Source organism: Streptomyces sp., assembly GCF_035563135.1.
GTDB lineage: Bacteria > Actinomycetota > Actinomycetes > Streptomycetales > Streptomycetaceae > Streptomyces.
The window spans coordinates 1-22,765 of record NZ_DATMVN010000211.1; the positions used below are offsets into that span (position 1 = coordinate 1).

Consider the following 22,765-nt stretch of genomic DNA (forward strand, 5'->3'; position numbering starts at 1 on the left):
CGCGGGGATCAGGGCGCCCTGGGCGCGCAGCAGCGTCCAGGCCACCGGCAGGGCCATGAGCTGGGTGATGAGCGCGGGGCCACGGCTCCAGCTCCGTCGCCGCAGCAGGCCGCGGGCGGCGAACAGGGGGATCAGGCCGAGCGCCACCAGCGTGAGCCCGCCCATCTCGGCCTGCTGGAGGCTGTCCGGCCGGCCGAACAGCCCGACGGCCAGCATGTAGATCCCGCCGATGGCGAGCGCCGCGCCTTCGAGCGCGTTGAGCGCGGCCAGGGCGGCGATCCGGCCCGGCTTCCGCGAGCCGGCCGAGGGCGACGGGGAGGGCGTGTTCTGCTGAGTGCTCACGTCTTTCAGATTCGCATCCCCGCCCGCCGGACGCGAAGCCGGGTGCACGGCGAACGTGCCATCGGCGGCCCCGCCGGGGAAGACCGGTCACACCGTGTGATCACACGCGAACCCGGGGGAACGGGAATGCGGGGCGGTACCGCGCGGTAGGTACCCTGGCGGGCATGCGCGCACTTCTCGTGGTCAACCCAGCTGCCACCACCACCAGTGCGCGGACCCGTGACGTGCTGATCCACGCCCTCGCGAGCGAGATGAAGCTCGACGCCGTGACCACGGAGTACCGCGGGCACGCCCGGGACCTGGGGCGCCGGGCCGCCGACTCCGACGACATCGACCTGGTGGTCGCCCTCGGGGGCGACGGCACGGTCAACGAGGTGGCCAACGGGCTGCTCCACAACGGCCCGGACCCCGAAGGGCTGCCGAGCCTCGCCGTGGTCCCCGGTGGTTCCACCAATGTCTTCGCCCGGGCCCTGGGCATCCCCAACGACGCCGTGGAGGCGACGGGCGCCATTCTGGACGCCCTCGCCACCCGCAGCGAGCGCACGGTGGGACTCGGCCTCGCGGCCGGCACCCCGGGCACCGCCGACGAAGCCGTTCCGGGTCGCTGGTTCACCTTCTGCGCCGGGCTCGGATTCGACGCCGGCGTCCTCGGCAGGGTCGAACAGAAGCGCGAACGCGGCAAGCGGTCGACCCACCCGCTCTACGTACGCCAGGTCCTCCGGCAGTTCATGGAGGAACCGCACCGGCGCAACGGCCTGATCACCCTGGACGTGCCCGGCCAGGACCCGGTCACGGACCTCGCCCTGTCCATCATCTGCAACACCGCCCCCTGGACCTACCTGGGGAATCGCCCGATGTACGCCGCCCCCAAGGCGTCCTTCGACACCGGCCTGGACATCCTCGGACTGAAGCGCCTCACCACCGCCGCCGTGACCCGGTACGCCACCCAGCTGCTCACTTCGAGTCCGGAGAAGGGCCCGCACGGCAAGCACGCCGTGGCCCTGCACGACCTCACGGACTTCACCTTGCATTCAAAGGCGCCACTGCCCTTCCAGATGGACGGCGACCACCTGGGACTGCGTACGAGCGTGACGTTCACAGGCGTACGCCGTGCACTGCGTGTGATTGTGTGAGTGGAAGGGGCGAAAGTCCTTTAACTCGAACGTTTGGGCTGGCCCCCACCCCTAAGAAGTACGGCTGTGACCTAGTCGACACCGAGGAATCAAAAAAAACTTTCCAGAAGGGGTTGTATCCGCCGCCGAGGTTTGCGAATCTCTACATGGCGATCGGGACGGCCCGCAACATCGGCCTCCACTGAGAGCCAGAACCCCTCCTCACCACAACAGGACCACATCCAGCTCATCTGGGCGTCGGACCTTCGTCTGCGGGGGGATTCGTGAAAGCGTTCACATTCACAAGCACCAGCATGTAATACCAAGGAGAGGTAGCAGCCATGGACTGGCGTCACAACGCCGTTTGTCGTGAGGAAGACCCCGAGCTGTTCTTCCCCATCGGCAACACCGGTCCTGCGCTGCTGCAGATCGAGGAAGCCAAGGCCGTCTGCCGTCGCTGCCCCGTCATGGAGCAGTGCCTGCAGTGGGCGCTCGAGTCCGGCCAGGACTCCGGCGTCTGGGGTGGCCTCAGCGAGGACGAGCGCCGCGCAATGAAGCGCCGCGCCGCTCGCAACCGGGCGCGTAACGCCAGCGCCTGACCGACGCCCCCCACATAGCCTCAGCCCGGCGGCGCGTACAGAGCGTACGCACAGCCCCGCCTTCGAGTCGCAGCGCGCAGTACCCCCGAAGCGCATCGCACCGTGAGCACCACGCAGTGGGCCCGGACCGTCACCACGGTCCGGGCCCACTGCTGTGCGGCGAAAGAAGAGCGAAGAAGAGCGAAGAGGAGCGGCGAAGGGCGGCGGGAGCGACGAAAGGCGCGGCCCCGCTACTTGTCGCTCCGTACGGGGATGTCGAGCACCACCTGTGTACCGCGCACCGGGGCCGGGACCATGCCGAACGTGCCGCCCAGCTCGCCCTCCACCAGGGTCCGCACGATCTGCAGTCCCAGATTTCCGGCCCGCTGGGGATCGAACCCCTCGGGCAGTCCACGGCCGTCGTCCGTCACGGTGATCAGCAGCCGGCCCTCGGCCGGGGAGCCGCCGCGCACCGCGGACACCTCCACCGTGCCGTGCTCGGCCACGGTGAACGCGTGTTCCAGCGCGTTCTGCAGCACCTCGGTGAGCACCATCGAGAGCGGAGTGGCCACCTCCGCGTCGAGGATCCCGAAGCGCCCCGTCCGGCGGCAGGTGACCTTGCCCGGCGAGATCTCGGCGACCATCGCGATCACCCGGTCGGCGATCTCGTCGAACTCGACCCGCTCATCCAGATTCTGGGACAGCGTCTCATGGACGATGGCGATCGAACCGACGCGCCGTACCGCCTCGTTGAGCGCCTCACGGCCCCGCTCCGATTCCATCCGGCGCGCCTGGAGCCGCAACAGGGCGGCCACCGTCTGGAGGTTGTTCTTCACCCGGTGGTGGATCTCCCGGATGGTGGCGTCCTTGGTGATCAATTCCCGCTCGCGGCGCCGCAGTTCCGTGACGTCGCGGAGCAGCACCAGCGAACCGATGCGCACCCCCTTGGGCTTGAGCGGGATCGCGCGCAGCTGGATGACCCCGCCCGCGCCCTCGACCTCGAACTCCCGGGGCGCGTACCCGCTCGCCACCTTGACCAGCGCCTCGTCCACCGGGCCCCGTGACGGCGCGAGTTCCGCGGTCGTCGCGCCGAGGTTGTGGCCGACGAGGTCCGAGGCCAGGCCCAGGCGGTGATAGGCGGAGAGGCCGTTGGGGCTGGCGTACTGCACGACGCCGTCGGCGTCGAGCCTGATCAGCCCGTCGCCGACACGTGGCGACGCGTCCATGTCGACCTGCTGGCCGGGGAAGGGGAAGGACCCGGCGGCGATCATCTGCGCCAGGTCGGAGGCGGACTGGAGGTAGGTGAGCTCCAGCCTGGACGGCGTGCGCACGGTGAGGAGGTTGGTGTTGCGGGCGATGACTCCGAGGACCCGGCCCTCCCTCCGTACGGGGATCGACTCGACCCGGACGGGCACCTCCTCCCGCCACTCCGGGTCCCCCTCGCGCACGATGCGCCCCTCGTCCAGGGCGGCGTCCAGCAGCGGCCGGCGGCCGCGCGGCACGAGGTGGCCGACCATGTCGTCCTGATAGGAGGTGGGGCCGGTGTTGGGCCGCATCTGCGCGACGGACACATAGCGGGTCCCGTCGCGGGTGGGCACCCACAGGACGAGGTCGGCGAAGGACAGGTCGGAGAGCAGCTGCCACTCCGAGACCAGCAGATGGAGCCACTCGAGGTCGGTGTCACTCAGGGCTGTGTGCTGGCGGACGAGATCGTTCATGGAGGGCACATGTGCGAGCGTACCCGCGGGGAGGAAGAGGTTCCGAACCGATCGGACCGCGGATGCGTGACACTGTGAGGGGGCGGACCAGCACCGCGGAACGTCCGCGCCCCCCGATGGACACGGACTATTGGTCTAGTCCACAATGCACCACGTAGGGACACGACGAAGACCGTGCCCCTGCGCGACAGACCTCCGCTCTCCCCGCACAGGAGAGCGGACCGAGGTACCCGGCGCTCTCTGCCCTGACTGCGCCGGCACCTCCAGTGGCCGGAGGCACCGCACACCGCCGGCCAGGCAGCTCCGGGCTGCGGTGCCGGACGGGCTGAGGGTCCCGTCCCGGCGCCGCGGCCCGCGGGTGTTCCGGGGGCCTCCCCCCTCGCCGCCCGGGCCCTCCGCCGACAGGGCGACAACCAGTGACGCACACGCGACCGGTTCACCTCCGGGCCGCGTCGTTCTGCTAGATTGAGGTCTCAGATTGGTCTATACCACACGGACGTCACTCTCCAGATCGGCAGGCACAGCGTGGAAGTTGTCATCGTCCCGGACGCCACGGCAGGCGGCGAACTCATCGCGGAGGCCATCGCCGCCCTGCTGAGCCGCAAGCCCGACGCCCTGCTCGGTGTTGCCACCGGCTCGACCCCGCTGCCCGTCTACCAGGCCCTGGCGGCGAAGGTCCGCTCCGGCGCCGTGGACGCCTCGCGCGCCCGCATCTGTCAGCTCGACGAGTACGTCGGGCTGCCTCCCGGCCACCCCGAGTCCTACCGCTCGGTCGTGCTGCGCGAGGTCATCGAGCCGCTCGGCCTGTCCGAGAAGTCCTTCATGGGCCCGGACGGCGCCGCCGAGGACGTGCAGGCGGCCTGCGAGGCGTACGACAGGGCGCTCGCCGAGGCGGGCGGCGTGGATCTCCAGCTGCTCGGCATCGGGACCGACGGGCACATCGGCTTCAACGAGCCGTGCTCCTCGCTCGCCTCCCGCACCCGCATCAAGACGCTGACCGAGCAGACGCGCATCGACAACGCGCGCTTCTTCGACGACGACATCGAGCAGGTGCCCCGCCACGTCATCACCCAGGGCATCGGCACGATCCTGGAGTCCCGCCACCCGGTCCTGCTCGCCACCGGCGAGGGCAAGGCCGACGCGGTGGCCCGGACGGTCGAGGGCCCGGTCGCCTCGATCGTGCCGGCCTCCGCGCTGCAGCTGCACCGGCACGCCACCGTGGTGGTCGACGAGGCGGCGGCGTCGAAGCTGAAGCTGGCGGACTACTTCCGGGCCACCTATGCGGCGAAGCCGCGGTGGCAGGGCCTGTAGGGCTCCGTACGTGCGAGGGCCGGGCCGCCCGTGACGGCGGCCCGGCCCTCGCACGTCGTTCCTCCGGGGCTCAGGGACCCGTGCCCGTGATCACCTCCGCGGCCGCGACCCCGCACACCCGGGCCGCGCCGTGCGTGGCGATGTGCGGCGCGCCCCGGGGCGGCGCCTCGGGAAGGCCCATCTCGACCACGATCGTGTCGGGACGTGCCGTCAGCACGGCGTCCAGTGCCTGGCTCATCCACGCGTGCCGGTGGGCGTCACGGACGACGGCGACGATGCGCCGCTCCCCCGCCGCCCTCAGCACCCCGGCGGCCGCCGACGCGCTCCCGCTGCTGTAGGTGTCCGTCTCCGTGCCGGGCAGGACGCGGGCCAGCTCGGCCGCGACGCCCCACGGGGTCTCCGCACCGACCGCGATGTTGGCGACCGGGGTGAACGCCGCGACGTACGCCGGCTCGCGGAGCGGTTCGGCGCTGCCCGTCACCGTCACGGCCCGGCGGGCCGCGGCCAGTCCGATGCCGGCTCCGGCGCCGGGCGCGGTCCCCTCCTGCGTGTCCGCGCCCGGCTCCGAGGCAGCCCCCCTGGCCTTCTGCGTCCAGGACGCGAGGGCCCGTACCCGTGCGGCCGCGTCGGCCAGCCGCTCCTCGGGCAGTTCACCGGTCCGCACCGCCGTCACCAGCGCGTCACGGAGCCGCAGCACGGTGTCCTCGTCGGACAGCCCGCCGCCGACGCAGATGGCGTCGGCCCCCGCGGCGATGGCGAGGACGGATCCACGCTCGATGCCGTAGGTGCCGGCGATGGCGTTCATCTCCATGCCGTCGGTGACGATCAGCCCGTCGTAACCCAGTTCCTGGCGCAGCAGGCCGGTGAGGATCTGCGGGCTCAGGGTCGCGGGCCGGGTCGGGTCGAGTGCGGGGAGCAGGATATGGGCACTCATCACGCATCGGGAACCCGCTGCGACGGCGGCCCGGAAAGGCACCAGCTCACGGGCGTGCAGGGTGTCCAGGTCCACATCGATGCGGGGCAGCGAGTGGTGCGAGTCGACCGCCGTGTCGCCGTGGCCCGGGAAGTGCTTGGTGCACGCGGCGACACCCGCGGCCTGGAGGCCCTCGACGTACGCGGCGGTGTGGCGGGCGACGAGCCCGGGGTCGGCCCCGAAGGAGCGTACGCCGATGACCGGGTTGCCCGGATCGGCGTTGACGTCCGCGGAGGGCGCCCAGTTGAGGTTGACCCCGCACTCGGCCAGCCGGCGTCCGAGCTCATGGGCCACCGCCCTGGTCAGGTCCACGTCGTCGACGGAGCCGAGGGCGAGGTTGCCGGGGAAGGAGGAACCGTTGCGGACCTCCAGCCGGGTGACGTCGCCGCCCTCCTCGTCGATCGCGACGAGTACGTCGTCCCGCTCGGCCCGCAGGCGGGCGGTGAGCGCGGCGAGCTGCTCGGGCGAGTGGATGTTCCGGCCGAACAGCCCGACGGAGGAGAGGCCTTCGCCCATCCGGCGAAGGAGCCACTCGGGGGCGCTCGTGCCCGTGAAACCCGGCTGGAGGACGGCGAGCGCGTCACGGGTGAGGGTGTCCGTGGTGGATACGAGAGTGGTCATGGAAGCCGCACTATCCCTTCACGGCGCCGGAGGTGAGCCCGGTGGCCATCTTCCCCTGGATGATCATGAAGAAGATGACGACGGGGATGGAGATGAGCGTGGAGGCCGCCATCAGCGCGCCGTAGTCCGTACCGCGTTCCGTGGTGAAGGTCATCAGCCACACGTTCAGCGTGTACTTGGAGTTGTCGTTGATCAGGATGTACGCGAAGAGGTACTCGTTCCACGCGTTGACCAGGGCGAAGATGGAGGCGGCCGCGAGTCCCGGTGCCAGCAGCGGGAAGATGACCCGGCGGAAGGCCCCCATCCGGGTGCAGCCGTCCACCATCGCGGACTCCTCCAGCTCCACCGGGATGTTGATCACGAATCCGCGGATCATGATGGTCGCGAAGGGCAGGGTGGACACCAGGTAGACGACGATGAGGCCCCAGTACTCGTCGATGCCTCCCATCGCGTTGAGCTGGAGGTAGATCGGGATCAGCATCGCTGTCGGCGGCAGCATCTGGACCAGGATCATGACCATCATCAGCGCCTTCCGTCCGAAGAAGCGGAAGCGCCCGATGGCGAGCGCCGCGAAGGTCGCGATGATCATTCCGCCGACGACGGCCGTGACCGAGACGATGAGGCTCGACTGGATCGCCGTGGCGAAGTTGTCCTGCTTCACGGCGCGCGCGAAGTTGTCGAAGGTGAGGGAGGAGGGCCACAGGGTCTGGTCGTAGGACCGGATCTCGTGGTTGGGGCGCAGCGAACTGACGAGCAGCCAGTAGACGGGGAAGGCCATGAGCGCGGCCGTGACCAGCGCCAGGATGTTGTAGCCGAGGCGGTTCCTCCGGCGGTCGGGCCGCAGGACCTGGGCGGGTGCGTTCGTGGGTGCGGAGGTGCTCATTCGACCTCTCCCGTCTTGATCAGCTGGCGCAGGTAGTACACGGCGACGCCGGAGAGCATCAGGACGGTGATCAGTGCGATCGCGCTGCCCTGGCTGAACGAGGTGGACTCGAACGCCTTGGAGAAGGAGTAGAGGCCGAGGGTCTCGTACTCGGGTTCGGGCTTGTTGCCGCGCAGCAGCCAGATCTGGCCGAACACGTTGAAGTCCCAGATGACCGAGAGCGTGGCGACCATCGTGAAGACCGGCTTGATGACGGGCCAGGTCACGTAGCGGTAGACACCGAACGCGGTGGCTCCGTCGAGGGATGCCGCCTCTTCCAGTTCCTTCGGGACCTGGGTGAGGGCCGCGTACATCGTGATCACGACGAACGGAATGGCGCCCCAGACGACCAGGAGCGTGATGATGCCGAAGCCCTGCCAGGGGTCGAGGAACCAGTTGTGGCCGAGCCACTTGTCCTCGTCGCCCGTGAGGTCGGCGAGCAGGGTGTTGATCAGGCCGTAGTCGGAGTCGGACAGCCAGCGGAAGACCGACGCGGCGACCATGAGCGGCATGGACCAGGCGGCGATCAGCGCCACCGTGAGGACGAGCCTCACCCAGGTGGACACCCTCAGCATCATCAGGGCGATCAGCAGGCCGATGCCCATGGTCAGCACGACGCACAGGGTCATGAAGACGACGGTCCGGCCGACGACGGACCAGAATTCGGAGTCACCGAGGATGTTGGTGAACTGCTCGAAGCCGACCCACGGGGTCTCGCCGTTGCCCCACAGGGCCGCCCGCCCCAGGTCCTGGAAGGACATGATCACGGTCTTGACCAGCGGGTAGACATAGACGGCGGCGATCGCCAGGATCGCCGGCAGGATCAGGAGATAGGGGAGGAGTTCCCCCTTCTTCCGCCGCTTCTTCGGGCGCGGCCCGGCGGCTTCCTGCTCGGGCCCGGAGGGCGAGGTCCCGGTCTTCTCCGGGGCACGCGGTACGGGGACCGGTGGACCGGCGGCCTTGGTGTCGGCAGCAGTCACGTGACTGACCTTCCATCGGGATTCCGGGGGGTCTGTACCCGGGAATCACGGCGTTCTACCTGAGAAAAGGGAGGCGGGGGCCCGGTGTTCGCCGGACCCCCGCCTGGAGAGCCGAAGGCCCGGGGTTACTTGTTGATGAGCTCGTCGACCTTGCCGTCGGCCTTCTTGGCGGCGTCGGCCACCGAACCGCCCTTGAGGATCTCCAGGAGCATGTTCTCCAGGACCTCCTCCTTCTCGATGGAGGTCCAGCCCGGCGCGATCGGCGTGAACCAGGCGTCCGGCACGGCGTTGGCGACGGCGGCCGTCTCCGGCTTGGCCTTCAGCGGCTCGAGCTGCTTCTCGTTGTTCGGGAGGATGTTCTTGGAGGTGAGCACCTCCTGCGACTTCTCACTGGTGAAGAGGGAGACCCACTCCTCGCCCAGGTCGGCGACCTTGGACTTGGCGGTCACCGCGAGGTCCGAACCACCGATGAAGGACGGGAGGGCCTTGCCGTTCGGCCCGGGCATACCGGCCGTGCCGATCTTGCCCTCCAGCTTCGGGTTGCCGTTGTTGGCACCGTCGACGACGGAACCGGCCTCCCAGCCGTTGCCGTAGATCAGGGCCGCCTTCTCGTTGGCCATGACGTTGGCGTGGTCCTGCTCGTCCTTCGTCTGGTCGGCCTTGTTGTACTTCTTGACCAGGTTGACGAAGTGCTCGATGCCCTTCTGGGACTCGGGGGAGGAGAGGTTGCCCTTCCACTCCTTCGCGCCCTCGTCGTACTCGGCGATGGAGCCGCCGTAGGCCGCGACGTAGGACATGGCCGCGTACCAGTAACGGCCCGGCAGGTAGAGGGACGAGAAGCGCTTGTCCTTCTTGGTGTACTCGGCCGAGACCTTGTCGAGTGCGGCGAGCATCTCGTCCTCGGTCTGCGGGAGGGCGTCGCTGCCGGTGCCCTTCTTGAGCATGTCCTTGTTGTAGACCGCGACACGGGCGCCCGCGTAGTAGGGCACGCAGAACTGCTTGCCCTCGAAGGTGCAGGTGTCCTTCAGCCCCTTGATCCAGGTGTCCGAATTGTCGTACTTCTTCGGATCGATCTCGGCCAGGGCGCCGTTGAGGATGTACTGCATCGTCTCGGTGTTGCCGAGCTCGACCACATCGGGGAACTTGTCGCCGCCGAGGGCCGTGTCGAGCTTCTTGGCCTTGTCCGCCCACTGCTGGTACTGGACGTCGACCTTGACCTTCGGGTATTTCTTGTTGAACTGCGCGTTGACGTCCTTGACCAGCTCCGGCCAGGTGCTCTGCGCGTCGACCATGAGCCAGACCGTCAGGTTCTCGGTGCGGTCCTTCGGGTCCTTCGAGGCGTTGTCATCACTGCCCCCGCCACACGCCGCGACTCCGGCCATCATCGCTGCGACGCCTACTGCCGCAATGAGCTTGCGCCTCATGCCACACCCTCCTCGGAGATACCAGCGACCCCCCGCCCACCGCGAGGACGTACTCCTGGCGCTACCTGTGGGGCTGGGACCTTGGTCTTTAATGGTTTAGACCAGTACCGGGAGCTTGGCCTAGACCTTTAGGGGTGTCAAGGGTGTATAAGAAGTGCACTCGCGTCCGTTACCGGACCGACACCTGAGGGAGGGCGACGACCCGTGACCGGACCGTGCCACCATGTGAGCCGCGACAGACGGAGGAGCCGGTGACGGCAGCAACGCAGCAGTCGGGAAGGCGGGCCATGGGTGCCGACGGGGGCAGCAGTACGACCGATACCGGTACGGGTGTGCGTACCGCGCGCGTCCCGAAGTACTACCGGCTCAAGCGCCACCTCCTCGAAATGACGGACACCATGCCGCCCGGCACCCCGGTGCCGCCCGAGCGGACCCTGGCGGCCGAGTTCGACACCTCGCGCACCACGGTGCGCCAGGCCCTCCAGGAGCTGGTGGTCGAGGGCCGGCTGGAGCGCATCCAGGGCAAGGGGACCTTCGTCGCCAAGCCGAAGGTCTCCCAGGCCCTGCAACTCACCTCGTACACCGAGGACATGCGCGCCCAGGGCCTGGAACCCGCCTCCCAGCTGCTGGACATCGGCTACGTCACGGCGGACAGCACGCTCGCCGGGCTGCTGGACATCTCGGCCGGCGGGCGGGTGCTGCGGATCGAGCGGCTCCGGCTCGCCAGCGGGGAGCCCATGGCCATCGAGACCACCCACCTCTCGGCCAAGCGCTTTCCCGCACTGCGCCGTTCACTGGTGAAGTACACCTCGCTCTACACCGCTCTGGCCGAGGTGTACGACGTCCGGCTCGCCGAGGCCGAGGAGACCATCGAGACCTCGCTCGCCACCCCGCGCGAAGCGGGGCTGCTCGGCACGGACGTCGGCCTTCCGATGCTCATGCTGTCGCGCCACTCGATCGACGGGGACGGCGAACCGGTGGAGTGGGTGCGCTCGGTGTACCGGGGTGACCGGTACAAGTTCCTGGCACGCCTGAAGCGTCCCACCGACTGAGACGGTTGCGCGCCTCCCGCACCCCTGGTCCCCCTGCGCGCGCGGGGGGATCAGTCATTTCGGGGCAACACCGGACCGTTGCAGGACCGCAATGCGGACGGGGGGTGACGGTGGCCGGAACTCTCGCTTAGATTTCCTGCGCATTGCACCAGGTGATCAGTGAGGGGACGGAGCCGCCACATGCCAGAAGAATCCGGTGCGAAACCACCGACCGTGACACCCATGAGGGTGGTGATCGCACTGTGCCTGATCGCCCCGTTCGTGGCGATGCTCTGGGTCAGCTCGTACGCGAAGATCGAGCCGGCCTTCATCGGCATCCCGTTCTTCTACTGGTACCAGATGCTCTGGGTGCTCGTCTCGACCGCTCTCACCATGATCGCGTACAAGCTGTGGCAGCGTGACCAGCGTGCCCGCAAGGGGGGTGCGTCCGCATGAAGGACGGCGTGAACGGCGTCGCGCTCGCCGTGTTCATCTTCTTCTTCCTCGCCGTCACGGTCATCGGCTTCATGGCCGCGCGCTGGCGCAAGGCCGAGAACGAGGCCAGTCTCGACGAATGGGGCCTGGGCGGAAGGTCCTTCGGCACCTGGGTCACCTGGTTCCTGCTCGGTGGTGACCTCTACACGGCGTACACCTTCGTCGCGGTGCCCGCGGCGGTCTACGCGGCGGGCGCGGCGGGCTTCTTCGCCGTCCCGTACACGATCCTCGTCTACCCGCTGATCTTCACCTTCCTGCCGCGTCTGTGGTCCGTCTCGCACAAGCACGGCTACGTCACCACCTCGGACTTCGTCCGCGGCCGCTTCGGCTCGAAGGGGCTCTCGCTGGCGGTCGCCCTCACCGGCATCCTCGCCACGATGCCGTACATCGCGCTCCAGCTGGTCGGCATCCAGGCGGTGCTGGACGTCATGGGCGTCGGCGGCGGCGAGACCACGCACTGGTTCATCAAGGACCTGCCGCTGCTGATCGCGTTCGCCGTCCTCGCCGCGTACACCTACTCCTCGGGGCTGCGCGCGCCCGCGCTGATCGCGTTCGTCAAGGACGGGCTGATCTACCTCGTCATCGCGGTGGCGATCATCTACATCCCGATCAAGCTCGGCGGGTTCGACACCATCTTCGCCGCGGCCGGCGAGAAGTTCTCCGCCGCGAACGAGGCGGCCGGCAAACCGGTGGCCGGGCTCGCACCCGGTGCCTCCGGCCAGTGGGTGTACGCCACCCTGGCTCTCGGCTCGGCACTGGCCCTCTTCATGTACCCGCACTCGATCACCGCGACGCTCTCCAGCCGCAGCCGTGAGGTGATCCGGCGCAACACGACGATCCTGCCGCTGTACTCGCTGATGCTGGGTCTGCTGGCCCTGCTCGGATTCATGGCGATCGCCGCCGGGATCAAGGTGCAGAACGGGCAGCTCGCGATCCCCCAGCTGTTCGAAAACATGTTCCCCGACTGGTTCGCGGGCGTGGCCTTCGCCGCGATCGGCATCGGCGCGCTGGTGCCGGCCGCGATCATGTCGATCGCCGCGGCGAACCTCTTCACCCGCAACATCTACAAGGACTTCATCAAGCCCGACGCGACCCCGGCCCAGGAGACCAAGGTCTCCAAGCTGGTCTCCCTGCTGGTCAAGGTCGGCGCGCTCGCCTTCGTCCTCACCATGGACAAGACCGTCGCGATCAACTTCCAGCTGCTGGGCGGCATCTGGATCCTCCAGACGATGCCGGCCCTGGTGGGCGGCCTGTTCACCCGCTGGTTCCACCGCTGGGCCCTGATCGCCGGCTGGGCGGTCGGCATGATCTACGGCACGGCGGCCGCCTACGGCGTCGCCAGCCCGACCCAGAAGCACTTCGGCGGGTCCTCGAAGGAGATCCCGGGCATCGGCGAGATCGGCTACATCGGCCTCACCGCGTTCGTGCTGAACGTCCTCGTCGTGGTCGTACTGACCTTCGTCCTCAACGCGCTGAAGGCGCCGGCCGGTGTGGACGAGACCTCTCCGTCCGACTACACGGCGGACATCGGCGACCCCGGGGTCAAGGCCGAGCTCCCGCCGGCCACGGCGGGAGCCCCCGGCGGCCACTGACCTCCACCGCAGTCCTCGTGCATGAAGTCCGTCCCGGCAGGGTGCTCCCTGCCGGGACGGTGCCGTATCGGGGCCGGCCGTCCCCGGAGGCGTCGCCGTGCGGAACGGGGGCGCGCCGCACCCGTCCCCTGCGGCACACTGCCGCCCATGGACGTATCGATCAGGCCGGCCCGGCCGGCTGAGTTCGAGGACCTGGGCGAGATCACCGCGCAGGCGTATCTCGGCGACGGGCTCCTCGACTTCGGCGCCGAGGACCCCTATCTGGAACAACTGCGCGCCGTGGAGCGGCGGGCGGCCGAGGCCGAGGTGCTGGTCGCACTCGACGGTGAGGGCCGGCTGCTGGGTGGCGTCACCTATGTCGCACCCGGCAGCCCGTGGGCGGACGTCGCCGGGGACGACGAGGCCGAATTCCGGATGCTGGCCGTCTCACCGGAGGCCCGTGGGCGGGGCGCGGGCGAGGCGCTCGTACGGGCCTGCGTCGACCGGGCGCGAGCCGCCGGCGGTCTCTCGGGGATCGTCCTGTCGACGCAGCCGTCCATGCGGGGTGCCCACCGGGTGTACCGGCGCCTCGGCTTCGTACGGACCCCGGAGCGGGACTGGTGCCCTCTCCCGGACCTTCCGCTCCTGACCTTCCGTCTGGAGCTCTGACCCGCCGCGACACAACATGTGGGGGCTTCTTCAATCGGCAGCCCCCACATGTATGCTCGACCTCGCTGTCGCCGCAGGGGAATCCGGTGTGAATCCGGAACTGTCCCGCAACGGTGTGACCGGTGTGCTTCCGCGCGCCCTCCAAGTCCGAAGACCTGTCGACAGTGCGTCCGGCTCGACCGAACCGGACGCCGAGACGTCCGGGCCCCGCGGAGGGCCGGTGGACGCCGTGCGCCGTGCTGCCCGTCCCCGGGCGCCGCCGTGTCCGGCTGCCCCGCTCCCGCAGGCCCTGAGCCGAGCGAGGGATAGCCCAGTGACCATCGCGCCAGTCGACCCGGTTTCAGCCGCGGAATCCGAAGGCCGCACGACCGACGCGCCCGGGACCGCTCTGCTGCGGACCCTGACCGCCCTCACCGCCGATCTGCCCGGCACCGACCCCGGACGGGTCGCCGCCGCCGCACTGCGCGGCCGCAGCGCGCGGTCGGACGAGGCCGAGCTGCGTTCGCTGGCCGTCGAGGCCGCCGCCGGCCTGATCTCCGAGGACCCGGCCTACTCCCGGCTCGCCGCCCGGCTGCTGACCCGGGCCATCGCGGACGAGGCCGCCGGTCAGGGCGCCGTCTCCTTCTCGGCATCGGTCGCCGTCGGACACCGCGAGGGTCTGATCGCGGACCGTACGGCCGAGTTCGTCACGCTGCACGCCGCCGCCCTCGACGCGCTGGTCGACCAGGCGCTCGCCGGTGGTGCCGACGACCGCTTCGGCTACTTCGGGCTGCGGACGCTGCACAGCCGGTACCTCCTGCGCCACCCGCTCACCCGCGAGGCCGTCGAGACACCGCAGCACTTCCTGCTGCGTGTCGCCGCCGGGCTCGCCGAGGACGCCTCCGAGCGCGCCCTGGAGGAGGTGGCCGCGCTGTACGGCCTGATGAGCCGGCTCGACTACCTGCCCTCCTCCCCCACCCTCTTCAACTCCGGCACCCGCCACCCGCAGATGTCGTCCTGCTATCTGCTGGACTCACCGCTGGACGAGCTGGACTCGATCTACGAGCGCTACCACCAGGTGGCGCGCCTCTCCAAGCACGCGGGCGGCATCGGGCTCCCGTACTCACGCGTCCGCGCCCGGGGCTCCCTCATCCGCGGCACCAACGGGCACTCCAACGGCATCGTGCCGTTCCTGAAGACGCTCGACGCCTCGGTCGCCGCGGTCAACCAGGGCGGCCGCCGCAAGGGGGCCGCCGCCGTCTACCTGGAGACCTGGCACGCGGACATCGAGGAGTTCCTGGAGCTGCGCGACAACACCGGCGAGGACCAGCGGCGCACGCACAACCTCAACCTCGCGCACTGGATCCCGGACGAGTTCATGCGCCGCGTCGACGCGGACACCGAGTGGTCGCTGTTCTCCCCGGCCGACGCCCCCGAACTGGTGGACCTGTGGGGTGACGCGTTCGACGCCGCCTATCGGGCCGCCGAGGCGAAGGGGCTCGCCCGCAGGACCCTGCCGGCCCGTGAGCTGTACGGACGGATGATGCGGACGCTCGCGCAGACCGGGCAGGGCTGGATGACGTTCAAGGACGCCTCCAACCGCACGGCGAACCAGACCGCGGAGCCGGGCCGCGTCGTGCACTCCTCGAATCTGTGCACGGAGATCCTCGAAGTCACCGACGACGGCGAGACGGCTGTCTGCAACCTCGGGTCGGTCAACCTGGGCGCGTTCGTCGCCGGCGGCACCATCGACTGGGAGCGGCTGGACGCCACCGTGCGCACAGCGGTGACCTTCCTCGACCGGGTCGTCGACATCAACTTCTACCCGACCGAACAGGCCGGCCGGTCCAACGCCCGCTGGCGCCCGGTGGGCCTGGGTGTGATGGGCCTGCAGGACGTCTTCTTCCAGCTGCGCCTGCCGTTCGACTCCCCCGAGGCCCGCGCGCTGTCCACCCGGATCTCCGAGCGGATCATGCTCGCCGCCTACGAGGCCTCCTGCGCCCTCGCCGAGAGGTCGGGCCCCCATCCCGCCTGGTCCGAAACCCGCGCCGCCCGGGGCGTCCTGCACCCCGACCACTACGCCACCGAGCTGAACTGGCCGGAGCGCTGGGACGCCCTGCGGGCCCGCGTCGCGAGGAGCGGGATGCGCAACTCCCTGCTGCTCGCCATCGCCCCGACGGCCACGATCGCCTCGATCGCCGGGGTGTACGAGTGCATCGAGCCGCAGGTCTCCAACCTCTTCAAGCGCGAGACGCTCAGCGGGGAGTTCCTCCAGGTCAACGCCTACCTGGTGGACGAGCTGAAGAAGCTCGGCGTCTGGGACGCGCGGACCCGCGAGGCGCTGCGCGAGGCGAGCGGCTCCGTGCAGGGCTTCGCCTGGATCCCCGAGGACGTACGGGCGCTGTACCGCACGGCGTGGGAGATCCCGCAGCGCGGCCTGATCGACATGGCGGCGGCCCGTACGCCGTTCCTCGACCAGAGCCAGTCGCTGAACCTGTTCCTGGAGACGCCGACGATCGGCAAGCTCTCCTCGATGTACGCGTACGCCTGGAAGCAGGGCCTGAAGACGACGTACTACCTGCGGTCGCGTCCGGCGACCCGGATCGCCCGCGCGGCGTCCGGGACCGCCACCGCGGCCGCCCCGATCCCCGTACAGCAGGCGTCCGGCCCCGACACGGACGCGATCGCCTGCTCCCTCGAAAACCCCGAGTCCTGCGAGGCCTGCCAGTGATGACCACGACCGGGAACAAGAACCTGCTCGACCCGGGCTTCGAACTGACCCTGCGCCCCATGCGCTACCCGGACTTCTACGAACGCTACCGGGACGCGATCAAGAACACGTGGACGGTGGAGGAGGTCGACCTCCACTCCGACGTCGCCGACCTCGCCAAGCTCTCACCCGGTGAACAGCACATGATCGGCCGGCTGGTCGCCTTCTTCGCGACGGGTGACTCGATCGTCTCCAACAACCTGGTGCTGACGCTCTACAAGCACATCAACTCCCCCGAGGCGCGGCTGTACCTGTCGCGTCAGCTGTTCGAGGAGGCCGTGCACGTCCAGTTCTACCTGACGCTGCTGGACACCTACCTGCCCGACCCGGACGACCGCGCGGCGGCGTTCGACGCGGTCGAGGAGATCCCCTCGATCCGGGAGAAGGCGCAGTTCTGCTTCCGGTGGATGGACTCGGTCGAGAAGATCGAGCGGCTGGAGACGAAGGCCGACCGCCGGCGCTTCCTGCTCAACCTGATCTGCTTCGCCGCGTGCATCGAGGGCCTGTTCTTCTACGGCGCCTTCGCGTACGTCTACTGGTTCCGCTCGCGCGGTCTGCTGCACGGTCTGGCCACGGGGACCAACTGGGTGTTCCGTGACGAGACGATGCACATGAACTTCGCCTTCGAGGTCGTGGACACGGTCCGCAAGGAGGAGCCCGACCTCTTCGACGACGCCCTCCGGCAGCAGGTCACCGACATGCTGAAGGAGGCCGTCGAGGCGGAGCTGCAATTCGGCCGCGACCTGTGCGGTGAGGGCCTGCCGGGGATGAACACCGAGTCGATGCGCCAGTACCTGGAGTGCGTCGCCGACCAGCGGCTCACCCGGCTCGGCTTCCCCGCGCTCTACGGTTCCGAGAACCCGTTCTCGTTCATGGAGCTCCAGGGGGTGCAGGAGCTGACCAACTTCTTCGAGCGCCGTCCCTCCGCGTACCAGGTGGCCGTGGAGGGGTCCGTCGGCTTCGACGACGACTTCTGATCCCCGGCGCCGCGTCAGCCGAGGTTCGCCCAGGTCCTGAGGTACGGGCGCCGCGTGGCCACGGCCGGCTGCGCGGCGCCCGTCGTGCCCCGGGGCGCCGCCTCCCACCGCCGTCGCGCCTCCCGCAGCTGGCGGTCGATCCGGCGCTCCCGCGCGAGCCCCAGGATCACGGGCAGCAGGACGAGGGCGAAAAGTGCGGTTACGGCCAGGTAGCTCATGAATGTGTTCATGGCTCCACTGTCGTCCGCGCGACCGGATTCCGGCAGTGGCAGGACTGTCACACAGCATCGAATTACTGCCACACTGACGCCATGCTGAAGAATGTCGCCGCCCTGTTGATCGACGAGGTCCACCCCTTCGAACTCGGCGTCCTGTGCGAGGTGTTCGGCCTCGACCGCTCCGACGAGGGGCTGCCCGTCCACGACTTCGCGGTCGTGTCCGCCGGGGGCACGACCGTCCGGACGCACGCCGGATTCTCCCTCAGCACTCCCCACGGTCTCGGCCGTCTGGAGGAGGCCGACCTCATCGCGGTACCCGCCGGGAGCCACTTCGTGGAGCGGACGTACCCGGAGGAGGCCCTGGACGCCCTGCGCCGGGCGGTCGAGCGCGGAGCGCGGGTGCTGAGCGTCTGCTCCGGTGCCTTCGTGCTCGGCGCGGCAGGGCTGCTGGACGGCCGCCGGTGCACCACCCACTGGCGCCACTCCGACGAACTGGCGCGCCGCTTCCCGACGGCCCGTGTGGAGCCGGACGTGCTGTACGTGGACGAGGGCCCGGTCATCACGTCGGCGGGGACGGCCGCCGGCATCGACGCCGCTCTGCACGTGGTCCGTCAGGCGCACGGTCCCGCCGTCGCGAACGCCATCGCCCGCCGCATGGTGGTCCCCCCGCACCGGGACGGCGGCCAGGCGCAGTACATCGAGCGTCCGCTGCCCCGCACCCGGTGCGACACGGTCGGGGACACCCTCGCCTGGATGGAGCGCAATCTCGGCCAGGAGATGACCGTCGAACAGCTGGCGGAGAGGACCCATATGTCGCCCCGGACCTTCGCCCGGCGCTTCCAGCAGGAGACCGGCACCACCCCGTACCGCTGGCTGCTCCGGCAGCGCGTGCTGCTGGCCCAGCACCTGCTGGAGACCTCGGACGCGACCATGGACACGGTCGCGGGGCAGGCCGGCTTCGGGAACGCGGCCGCGCTGCGCCATCAGTTCGTACGTTCGCTGGGCACGACTCCGAACGCTTACCGCCGCGCCTTCCGGGGACCGGCCGACATGGCCGAGGCGGCCTGACCGGGCGGCCCCCGGAGTGGGTCAGATGCCGCAGCCGGAGGCCGACCAGAAGTGGCTCGGCCCCTGGTTCACATGGATGTGGTCGCTGTGGCCGGCGTAGCCCGGGCCGAGGATCCCGTTGAAGCCGTGGTTACGGGCCTGCTTGGCGATGGTGCACAGCGAGTGCGGTCCGGCGCCCAGGTCCACGGCGTCACCGTAGAGATGGCGGCTGTTCGCCGCTCCGCCGACCGCCGAGTTGCAGGAGGTGGACCTGAAGCCGCTGGTGACCCGGAGGGACTGGTCACCCAGCGCGTGCCGCAGGGCCTGCAGCTTCCACATACTGCTCAGGGCGTTGGCCTTGGCGGTGCCCGCGGAGACCGCTCCGCCCGCCCAGGTGCTGTTGCAGTTGTTGAGCTCGGAATAGGTGAAGTTGACGGGGGTGCAGTCGTCGTCCTGGAGCGCGTAGAGCTTGGCCTGCGTGGCCGGCCCGGCGACACCGTCGGCGGCGAGGCCGTAGGCGGACTGGAAGCGCTTGACCGCGGCCGTGGTGGCCGGGCCGTACGAGCCGTCGACGGCCAGTACGGAGTTGTACCCCGGATAGCCGGCCACCCGGATCTGGAGCTGGGTGACATCGTTGCCGGTGGCACCGGGCGCCAGGGTGCGCGTCCAGGTGAAGCAGCCGTCGGCCTGCGCGGGGCCGGCGGTGACGACTGCGCCACCGACAGCGAAAGCCATGGTCATGACAAGGCCGAGCAGCAGATGTGCGGTACGTCTGAGCATGGGGATCTCCCTGCACGGTGAGGCGTAGAGGTGAGGTGTGAGGACGAGCCTGGCGGACGGGTCGACGCGCGTCAACCACGCGCCGGGGAACACCGGCCGGCGAAACTCCTGCCCTCTCCCGCACCACCGTGCGCAGGAACTCCCGCAGCACCGCGCACAGGAGGGCCCGCACGCGGTCTCTGCTGGTAAAAGGCGGGGCCCCTCCTGCGCGTACGGGATCAGTCGTTCGGGACGACCTCGTAGCGGGGCGTGCCCTCCGCCATCTGCTTCAGGGCGTCCTTGCGGTCCCGCTTGGAGAGGCGGTCGATGTAGAGGTAGCCGTACAGGTGGTCCGTCTCGTGCTGGAGGCAGCGCGCGAAGTAGCCGCTGCCCCGCACCTTCACCGCGTTGCCCTGGGCGTCCTGGCCGCGCACGACCGCGTAGTCGGGGCGCGGCAGCGAGGCGTACGCCGTGGGCACGGAGAGGCAGCCCTCGTTGGAGTCGTCGAGGTTGCGCTGCTCCGGCGCGAGATCCTCCAGCACCGGGTTGCAGATCGCGCCGACGTGCCGCACCCCGTCGTCGTCCGGGCAGTCGTAGACGAAGACCTTGCGGTCCACACCGATCTGGTTGGCGGCCAGGCCGACGCCCTCCGCCGTCCGCTGACTGGCGAACATGTCGTCGATCAGCTGCGCGAGCTCGTCGTCGAACTCCGTGACGTCCCTGCACTCCTTGTGCAGGACCGGGTTGCCCACCACCGTGATCGGGCGGGAGGTGCCGCGCTCCCGGTGCGCCGCCTCACGCGCCTCGCAGTCCTCGGTGTCCACGAGGAATCCCTCGTCGTCCACACCGGTCTGCTCGTCCGTCTCCTGCTGCGACATGTCCGCCGTACGCCTTCCTGCAAACCTGAACCCGTGAGTACCCGCACCGCAATCGGTGCCCGTACAGCCTACGGGCACCGCTCAGCAGACTTCCTCCAGATCCCGCCACTCACGGCTGTCCGGACTGTCCGCCACCCAGCCGTCCAGCAGACCGCGCACCAGCCCGGCGGGGGCCGCTATGCCGCACTCACGCTCAGGGACCCACAGGTCACCGGCGGTGCGGTGGCCCAGGGGCCCGGGGTGTCCGGGCTCGCTGTGGTCGTGCGGATCCAGGTGCTCGCCGTCGCCCTCGTCGCTGTCCATCCGGCTCTCCGAACAGGCGCGGCAGAGCAGCCGGACGGAGGAGGACCAGTCCTCCGCGGCGAATCCGGCGTCGGAGGCGAGCTGTTCCAGCGCGTCCCGGTCGGCCTCGGTGGCGGCCTCCAGGAGGACCACCCAGGTGGGGACGGGAGAGGGCGCCCACAGCTCGATCTCGTCGAAGACCGGGTACGACGGCCCGGCCGCCGTGACCCGCTCGCCGTTCGGCACCCCGTCGTGCAGGACGACCTCACCCCAGCGCCGCCCCGAGGACGGCAGCGGGATCGACAGCACTTCCATCCGCGCCGGATCGAGCCTGCGGCCCCAGACGACCTCGGCCTCGCCCTCGGGCGAGAGCCGCACGGCCGCGCTGCCCAGCTCCATGCCCGTCGGCTCGCTGTTGGCCGCCGCGTGGTGCTGGCCGCTGCCCGGCACCTTCAGCCCGTACGCCTGCCAGGCCCGGCGCGCCAGTGGCCAGTCCTGGAGCGCGGTGGCGGCGATCCCGACGTTCCACCAGTCCGGGGCTCCGGACTCCCGGTCGAGCAGGGCCACGGCGCGCAGGCCTGCGGCCCTCGCCTGTTCCCAGTCGTGCCGGAACTTGTGCAGCAGCGCGAGATTGAACCAGGACTCGGAGAGCCAGGGCTCCAGGTCCGCCGCGCGCGTCAGCAGGGCCCCCGCGTCCTCGTACCGGCCGTCGCCGATCAGCGTGAACGCGCGGTCCGTGGCCTGCCGCCAAGAGGCGGACGGCCGATGCCGTACCTTCCCGAAGATCCTCACGATTCCCGCCTGTCCCGACTGGACACCCACGTTTTCCGCTCTCCTTCGCATCCAACCATGCCCGGCAGGACGCTCGCTCATTACCCATGGGTTACCCGGCCCCCGCAGGGGTCGGGCCGCCCCGCGCCAGGACTCGGGCCAGTGCTTCCACCACCTGCGGCTGGTAGTCGCGGCCGGTGCCGAGCCTGAGCTGCTCCAGCGCGCCCAGGGGCCCTTTCACGTCTTCCCCGCACAGGTCCTCGTACGCGTTGACCGCACGGACGATCCTGGCGGCGGTCTGCTGTTCCCGGTACGGATCGGCCTGCTGCTCCACCACCACGGCGACCGCGGGATCCCCACCGGTCCGACGGACCACCGCCCCTCCGAGCAGGGCTATCCGTCGCTGCTCCTCGGCCGGGAGGACGGCGGTCGCCCCGTCGGCCACCGGATCGACGAGCGAGAGCTGGCCGATGTCGTGCACCAGCGCCGCGTACTCCAGGACGGTCAGTTCGGGGCCGGCGAGCCCCAGCTCCCGCCCGACGGCCGTCGAGAGTTCGGCCACCCTGCGGGCGTGCCCCTGCGGGGTGTGGCCCGCGATCTCCGTGGACCGGGCCAGGGAGGCGATGGTCTGCCGGTACGTCGTGCGGGCGGCGGCGTACCGGCGGTAGGAGACCTGGGTCAGCAGCAGCGGTACGCACAGCACCGGCAGGGCCCACAGCCCCGCGGCGGCGACCCCGAGCGCCATCACGGCACCGGTCGCGCAGACCGCCGGGCCGATGCCGCCGAGCGCGCGGAGCTCGTCGCGCAGCCGCGGCCCGTACGGACGGGACGTCCCCGCTGTGAGGGCCGCGAGCACGGCGTCGCAGAGGGCGGTGAGGACCAGCAGCACGAGCAGGAAGAGGGCGAAGTACGGCCCCTCTGCGAACCACCGCTCCGACCGGCCGGAATGGTGGAACGGCTGGAAGCACACGGCGGCGAAGGCCACCACCAGCACACGGCGGGCAGCCTGGCCGGGCCCGGGGCCGCTGCCGCGCGCCATGTGGGGCACGGAGGCCAGCAGCCGCGCCGCCACGACGACGGTGACCACCTGGAGGACACCGTGCGCCGTCTCCTGCCCGGCGCTGCGTCCGAGCAGCGCGTACGCGAGCGCTCCGGCCGCCCCCAGCGGCGCGGGCTCGCGCTCCCCGGGCGGAGCGCCCCAGCGGGCCAGCTCACCGACGGTGACCAGCACTCCGAAGGCGAGGGCGTGGCCGGGCTCCACGACGCCGTTCCACAGGGTGTGGCCGAGTGCGACGACCGCGAGGACCAGTGCGGCGCCACGGACCGCGAGGACGGCC

21 protein-coding genes and 1 riboswitch are annotated in these 22,765 nt (G+C 70.1%); of the genes, 10 read left to right on the forward strand and 11 right to left on the reverse strand.

The features are described from left to right. Positions 1-342 (reverse strand): hypothetical protein (locus VN520_RS09210; protein WP_325746366.1); only part of this gene is annotated, 342 nt, incomplete at its 3' end. Between the two features lie 164 nt (positions 343-506). On the opposite strand from VN520_RS09210, the gene VN520_RS09215 reads away from it, so the two are divergent. Together VN520_RS09215 and VN520_RS09220 are read left to right on the forward strand one after the other, a co-directional pair. After that, complete coding sequence (locus tag VN520_RS09215; RefSeq protein ID WP_325746367.1) at positions 507-1,475, forward strand: diacylglycerol/lipid kinase family protein; 969 nt, start codon at positions 507-509, stop codon at positions 1,473-1,475. A gap of 320 nt (positions 1,476-1,795) precedes the next feature. Next, a complete protein-coding gene (locus VN520_RS09220) occupies positions 1,796-2,053 on the forward strand; it encodes a WhiB family transcriptional regulator (RefSeq protein ID WP_003953983.1) in 258 nt (85 codons plus the stop codon). Between the two features lie 230 nt (positions 2,054-2,283). On the opposite strand, the gene VN520_RS09225 is transcribed toward VN520_RS09220, so the two are convergent. Next, the gene (locus VN520_RS09225; protein WP_325746368.1) at positions 2,284-3,750 is read right to left on the reverse strand and encodes a PAS domain-containing sensor histidine kinase; all 1,467 of its coding nucleotides are present in this window, start codon (positions 3,748-3,750) and stop codon (positions 2,284-2,286) included. A gap of 525 nt (positions 3,751-4,275) precedes the next feature. On the opposite strand from VN520_RS09225, the gene nagB reads away from it, so the two are divergent. Next, positions 4,276-5,061 carry a glucosamine-6-phosphate deaminase gene (gene nagB / locus VN520_RS09230; protein ID WP_325746369.1) on the forward strand — a complete coding sequence of 262 codons (786 nt, stop codon included), beginning with the start codon at positions 4,276-4,278 and terminating at the stop codon, positions 5,059-5,061. A gap of 70 nt (positions 5,062-5,131) precedes the next feature. Here nagB and VN520_RS09235 read toward each other — a convergent pair whose 3' ends face one another. From VN520_RS09235 to VN520_RS09250, 4 genes are all read right to left on the reverse strand, one after another. Further along, positions 5,132-6,655 carry a glycoside hydrolase family 3 protein gene (locus VN520_RS09235; protein ID WP_325746370.1) on the reverse strand — a complete coding sequence of 508 codons (1,524 nt, stop codon included), beginning with the start codon at positions 6,653-6,655 and terminating at the stop codon, positions 5,132-5,134. Between the two features lie 10 nt (positions 6,656-6,665). Continuing rightward, on the reverse strand, positions 6,666-7,538 hold the full coding sequence (locus VN520_RS09240) for a carbohydrate ABC transporter permease (protein WP_325746371.1): 873 nt from the start codon (positions 7,536-7,538) through the stop codon (positions 6,666-6,668). Further along, positions 7,535-8,557 (reverse strand): sugar ABC transporter permease, encoded by a 1,023-nt coding sequence (locus VN520_RS09245; protein WP_325746372.1) that lies wholly within the window; start codon positions 8,555-8,557, stop codon positions 7,535-7,537. The genes VN520_RS09240 and VN520_RS09245 overlap by 4 nt, the downstream gene beginning before the upstream one ends. Before the next feature lie 125 nt (positions 8,558-8,682). Continuing rightward, on the reverse strand, positions 8,683-9,981 hold the full coding sequence (locus VN520_RS09250) for a sugar ABC transporter substrate-binding protein (RefSeq protein WP_325746373.1): 1,299 nt from the start codon (positions 9,979-9,981) through the stop codon (positions 8,683-8,685). 287 nt (positions 9,982-10,268) lie between these two features. On the opposite strand from VN520_RS09250, the gene VN520_RS09255 reads away from it, so the two are divergent. The 6 genes from VN520_RS09255 to VN520_RS09280 all read left to right on the forward strand — a co-directional run bounded on the left by VN520_RS09255 (position 10,269) and on the right by VN520_RS09280 (position 17,473). Then, complete coding sequence (locus VN520_RS09255) at positions 10,269-11,033, forward strand: GntR family transcriptional regulator (RefSeq protein WP_325746384.1); 765 nt, start codon at positions 10,269-10,271, stop codon at positions 11,031-11,033. A gap of 222 nt (positions 11,034-11,255) precedes the next feature. Next, positions 11,256-11,468: a DUF3311 domain-containing protein gene (locus VN520_RS09260; RefSeq protein WP_325746374.1), complete on the forward strand. Its 213-nt coding sequence runs from the start codon at positions 11,256-11,258 to the stop codon at positions 11,466-11,468. Next, positions 11,465-13,099 (forward strand): monocarboxylate uptake permease MctP, encoded by a 1,635-nt coding sequence (gene mctP, locus VN520_RS09265; protein ID WP_325746375.1) that lies wholly within the window; start codon positions 11,465-11,467, stop codon positions 13,097-13,099. The genes VN520_RS09260 and mctP overlap by 4 nt, the downstream gene beginning before the upstream one ends. Positions 13,100-13,246: 147 nt before the next feature. Beyond that, positions 13,247-13,747 carry an N-acetyltransferase gene (locus tag VN520_RS09270; RefSeq protein WP_325746376.1) on the forward strand — a complete coding sequence of 167 codons (501 nt, stop codon included), beginning with the start codon at positions 13,247-13,249 and terminating at the stop codon, positions 13,745-13,747. 52 nt (positions 13,748-13,799) lie between these two features. Further along, a riboswitch (cobalamin riboswitch) is annotated at positions 13,800-13,924 on the forward strand. 136 nt (positions 13,925-14,060) lie between these two features. Further along, positions 14,061-16,457 carry a ribonucleoside-diphosphate reductase subunit alpha gene (locus VN520_RS09275; protein WP_325746377.1) on the forward strand — a complete coding sequence of 799 codons (2,397 nt, stop codon included), beginning with the start codon at positions 14,061-14,063 and terminating at the stop codon, positions 16,455-16,457. Further along, positions 16,457-17,473: a ribonucleotide-diphosphate reductase subunit beta gene (locus VN520_RS09280; protein WP_325746378.1), complete on the forward strand. Its 1,017-nt coding sequence runs from the start codon at positions 16,457-16,459 to the stop codon at positions 17,471-17,473. The genes VN520_RS09275 and VN520_RS09280 overlap by 1 nt, the downstream gene beginning before the upstream one ends. A gap of 14 nt (positions 17,474-17,487) precedes the next feature. Here VN520_RS09280 and VN520_RS09285 read toward each other — a convergent pair whose 3' ends face one another. After that, positions 17,488-17,703, reverse strand: coding sequence for a hypothetical protein (locus VN520_RS09285; protein WP_325746379.1), 216 nt, complete (start codon positions 17,701-17,703; stop codon positions 17,488-17,490). Between the two features lie 81 nt (positions 17,704-17,784). Here VN520_RS09285 and VN520_RS09290 point away from each other — a divergent pair, with 81 nt between their 5' ends. Continuing rightward, a complete protein-coding gene (locus VN520_RS09290; RefSeq protein ID WP_325746380.1) occupies positions 17,785-18,759 on the forward strand; it encodes a GlxA family transcriptional regulator in 975 nt (324 codons plus the stop codon). Between the two features lie 21 nt (positions 18,760-18,780). On the opposite strand, the gene VN520_RS09295 is transcribed toward VN520_RS09290, so the two are convergent. The 4 genes from VN520_RS09295 to VN520_RS09310 form a co-directional block, all read right to left on the reverse strand. Then, on the reverse strand, positions 18,781-19,518 hold the full coding sequence (locus tag VN520_RS09295) for a D-Ala-D-Ala carboxypeptidase family metallohydrolase (RefSeq protein ID WP_325746381.1): 738 nt from the start codon (positions 19,516-19,518) through the stop codon (positions 18,781-18,783). Positions 19,519-19,736: 218 nt separating this feature from the next. Further along, positions 19,737-20,375 carry a peptide deformylase gene (gene def / locus VN520_RS09300; RefSeq protein WP_325746382.1) on the reverse strand — a complete coding sequence of 213 codons (639 nt, stop codon included), beginning with the start codon at positions 20,373-20,375 and terminating at the stop codon, positions 19,737-19,739. An 81-nt stretch (positions 20,376-20,456) separates the two neighbouring features. After that, a complete protein-coding gene (locus VN520_RS09305) occupies positions 20,457-21,449 on the reverse strand; it encodes a hypothetical protein (RefSeq protein WP_325746385.1) in 993 nt (330 codons plus the stop codon). 91 nt (positions 21,450-21,540) lie between these two features. Beyond that, positions 21,541-22,765, reverse strand: a 1,225-nt coding sequence (locus tag VN520_RS09310; protein ID WP_325746383.1) for a metal-dependent phosphohydrolase, incomplete at its 5' end; no start/stop codon positions are given.

Bases quoted from the DNA above. Each gene is read 5' to 3' on its own strand.
- VN520_RS09270 (WP_325746376.1), top strand. From the start codon at position 13,247: ATGGACGTATCGATCAGGCCGGCCCGGCCGGCTGAGTTCGAGGACCTG.
- VN520_RS09225 (WP_325746368.1), bottom strand. From the start codon at position 3,750: ATGAACGATCTCGTCCGCCAGCACACAGCCCTGAGTGACACCGACCTC.
- VN520_RS09255 (WP_325746384.1), top strand. From the start codon at position 10,269: ATGGGTGCCGACGGGGGCAGCAGTACGACCGATACCGGTACGGGTGTG.
- VN520_RS09295 (WP_325746381.1), bottom strand. From the start codon at position 19,518: ATGCTCAGACGTACCGCACATCTGCTGCTCGGCCTTGTCATGACCATG.
- mctP (WP_325746375.1), top strand. From the start codon at position 11,465: ATGAAGGACGGCGTGAACGGCGTCGCGCTCGCCGTGTTCATCTTCTTC.
- VN520_RS09215 (WP_325746367.1), top strand. From the start codon at position 507: ATGCGCGCACTTCTCGTGGTCAACCCAGCTGCCACCACCACCAGTGCG.
- VN520_RS09285 (WP_325746379.1), bottom strand. From the start codon at position 17,703: ATGAACACATTCATGAGCTACCTGGCCGTAACCGCACTTTTCGCCCTC.
- VN520_RS09260 (WP_325746374.1), top strand. From the start codon at position 11,256: ATGAGGGTGGTGATCGCACTGTGCCTGATCGCCCCGTTCGTGGCGATG.
- def (WP_325746382.1), bottom strand. From the start codon at position 20,375: ATGTCGCAGCAGGAGACGGACGAGCAGACCGGTGTGGACGACGAGGGA.
- VN520_RS09240 (WP_325746371.1), bottom strand. From the start codon at position 7,538: ATGAGCACCTCCGCACCCACGAACGCACCCGCCCAGGTCCTGCGGCCC.
- VN520_RS09280 (WP_325746378.1), top strand. From the start codon at position 16,457: ATGACCACGACCGGGAACAAGAACCTGCTCGACCCGGGCTTCGAACTG.
- VN520_RS09235 (WP_325746370.1), bottom strand. From the start codon at position 6,655: ATGACCACTCTCGTATCCACCACGGACACCCTCACCCGTGACGCGCTC.
- VN520_RS09290 (WP_325746380.1), top strand. From the start codon at position 17,785: ATGCTGAAGAATGTCGCCGCCCTGTTGATCGACGAGGTCCACCCCTTC.
- VN520_RS09250 (WP_325746373.1), bottom strand. From the start codon at position 9,981: ATGAGGCGCAAGCTCATTGCGGCAGTAGGCGTCGCAGCGATGATGGCC.
- VN520_RS09220 (WP_003953983.1), top strand. From the start codon at position 1,796: ATGGACTGGCGTCACAACGCCGTTTGTCGTGAGGAAGACCCCGAGCTG.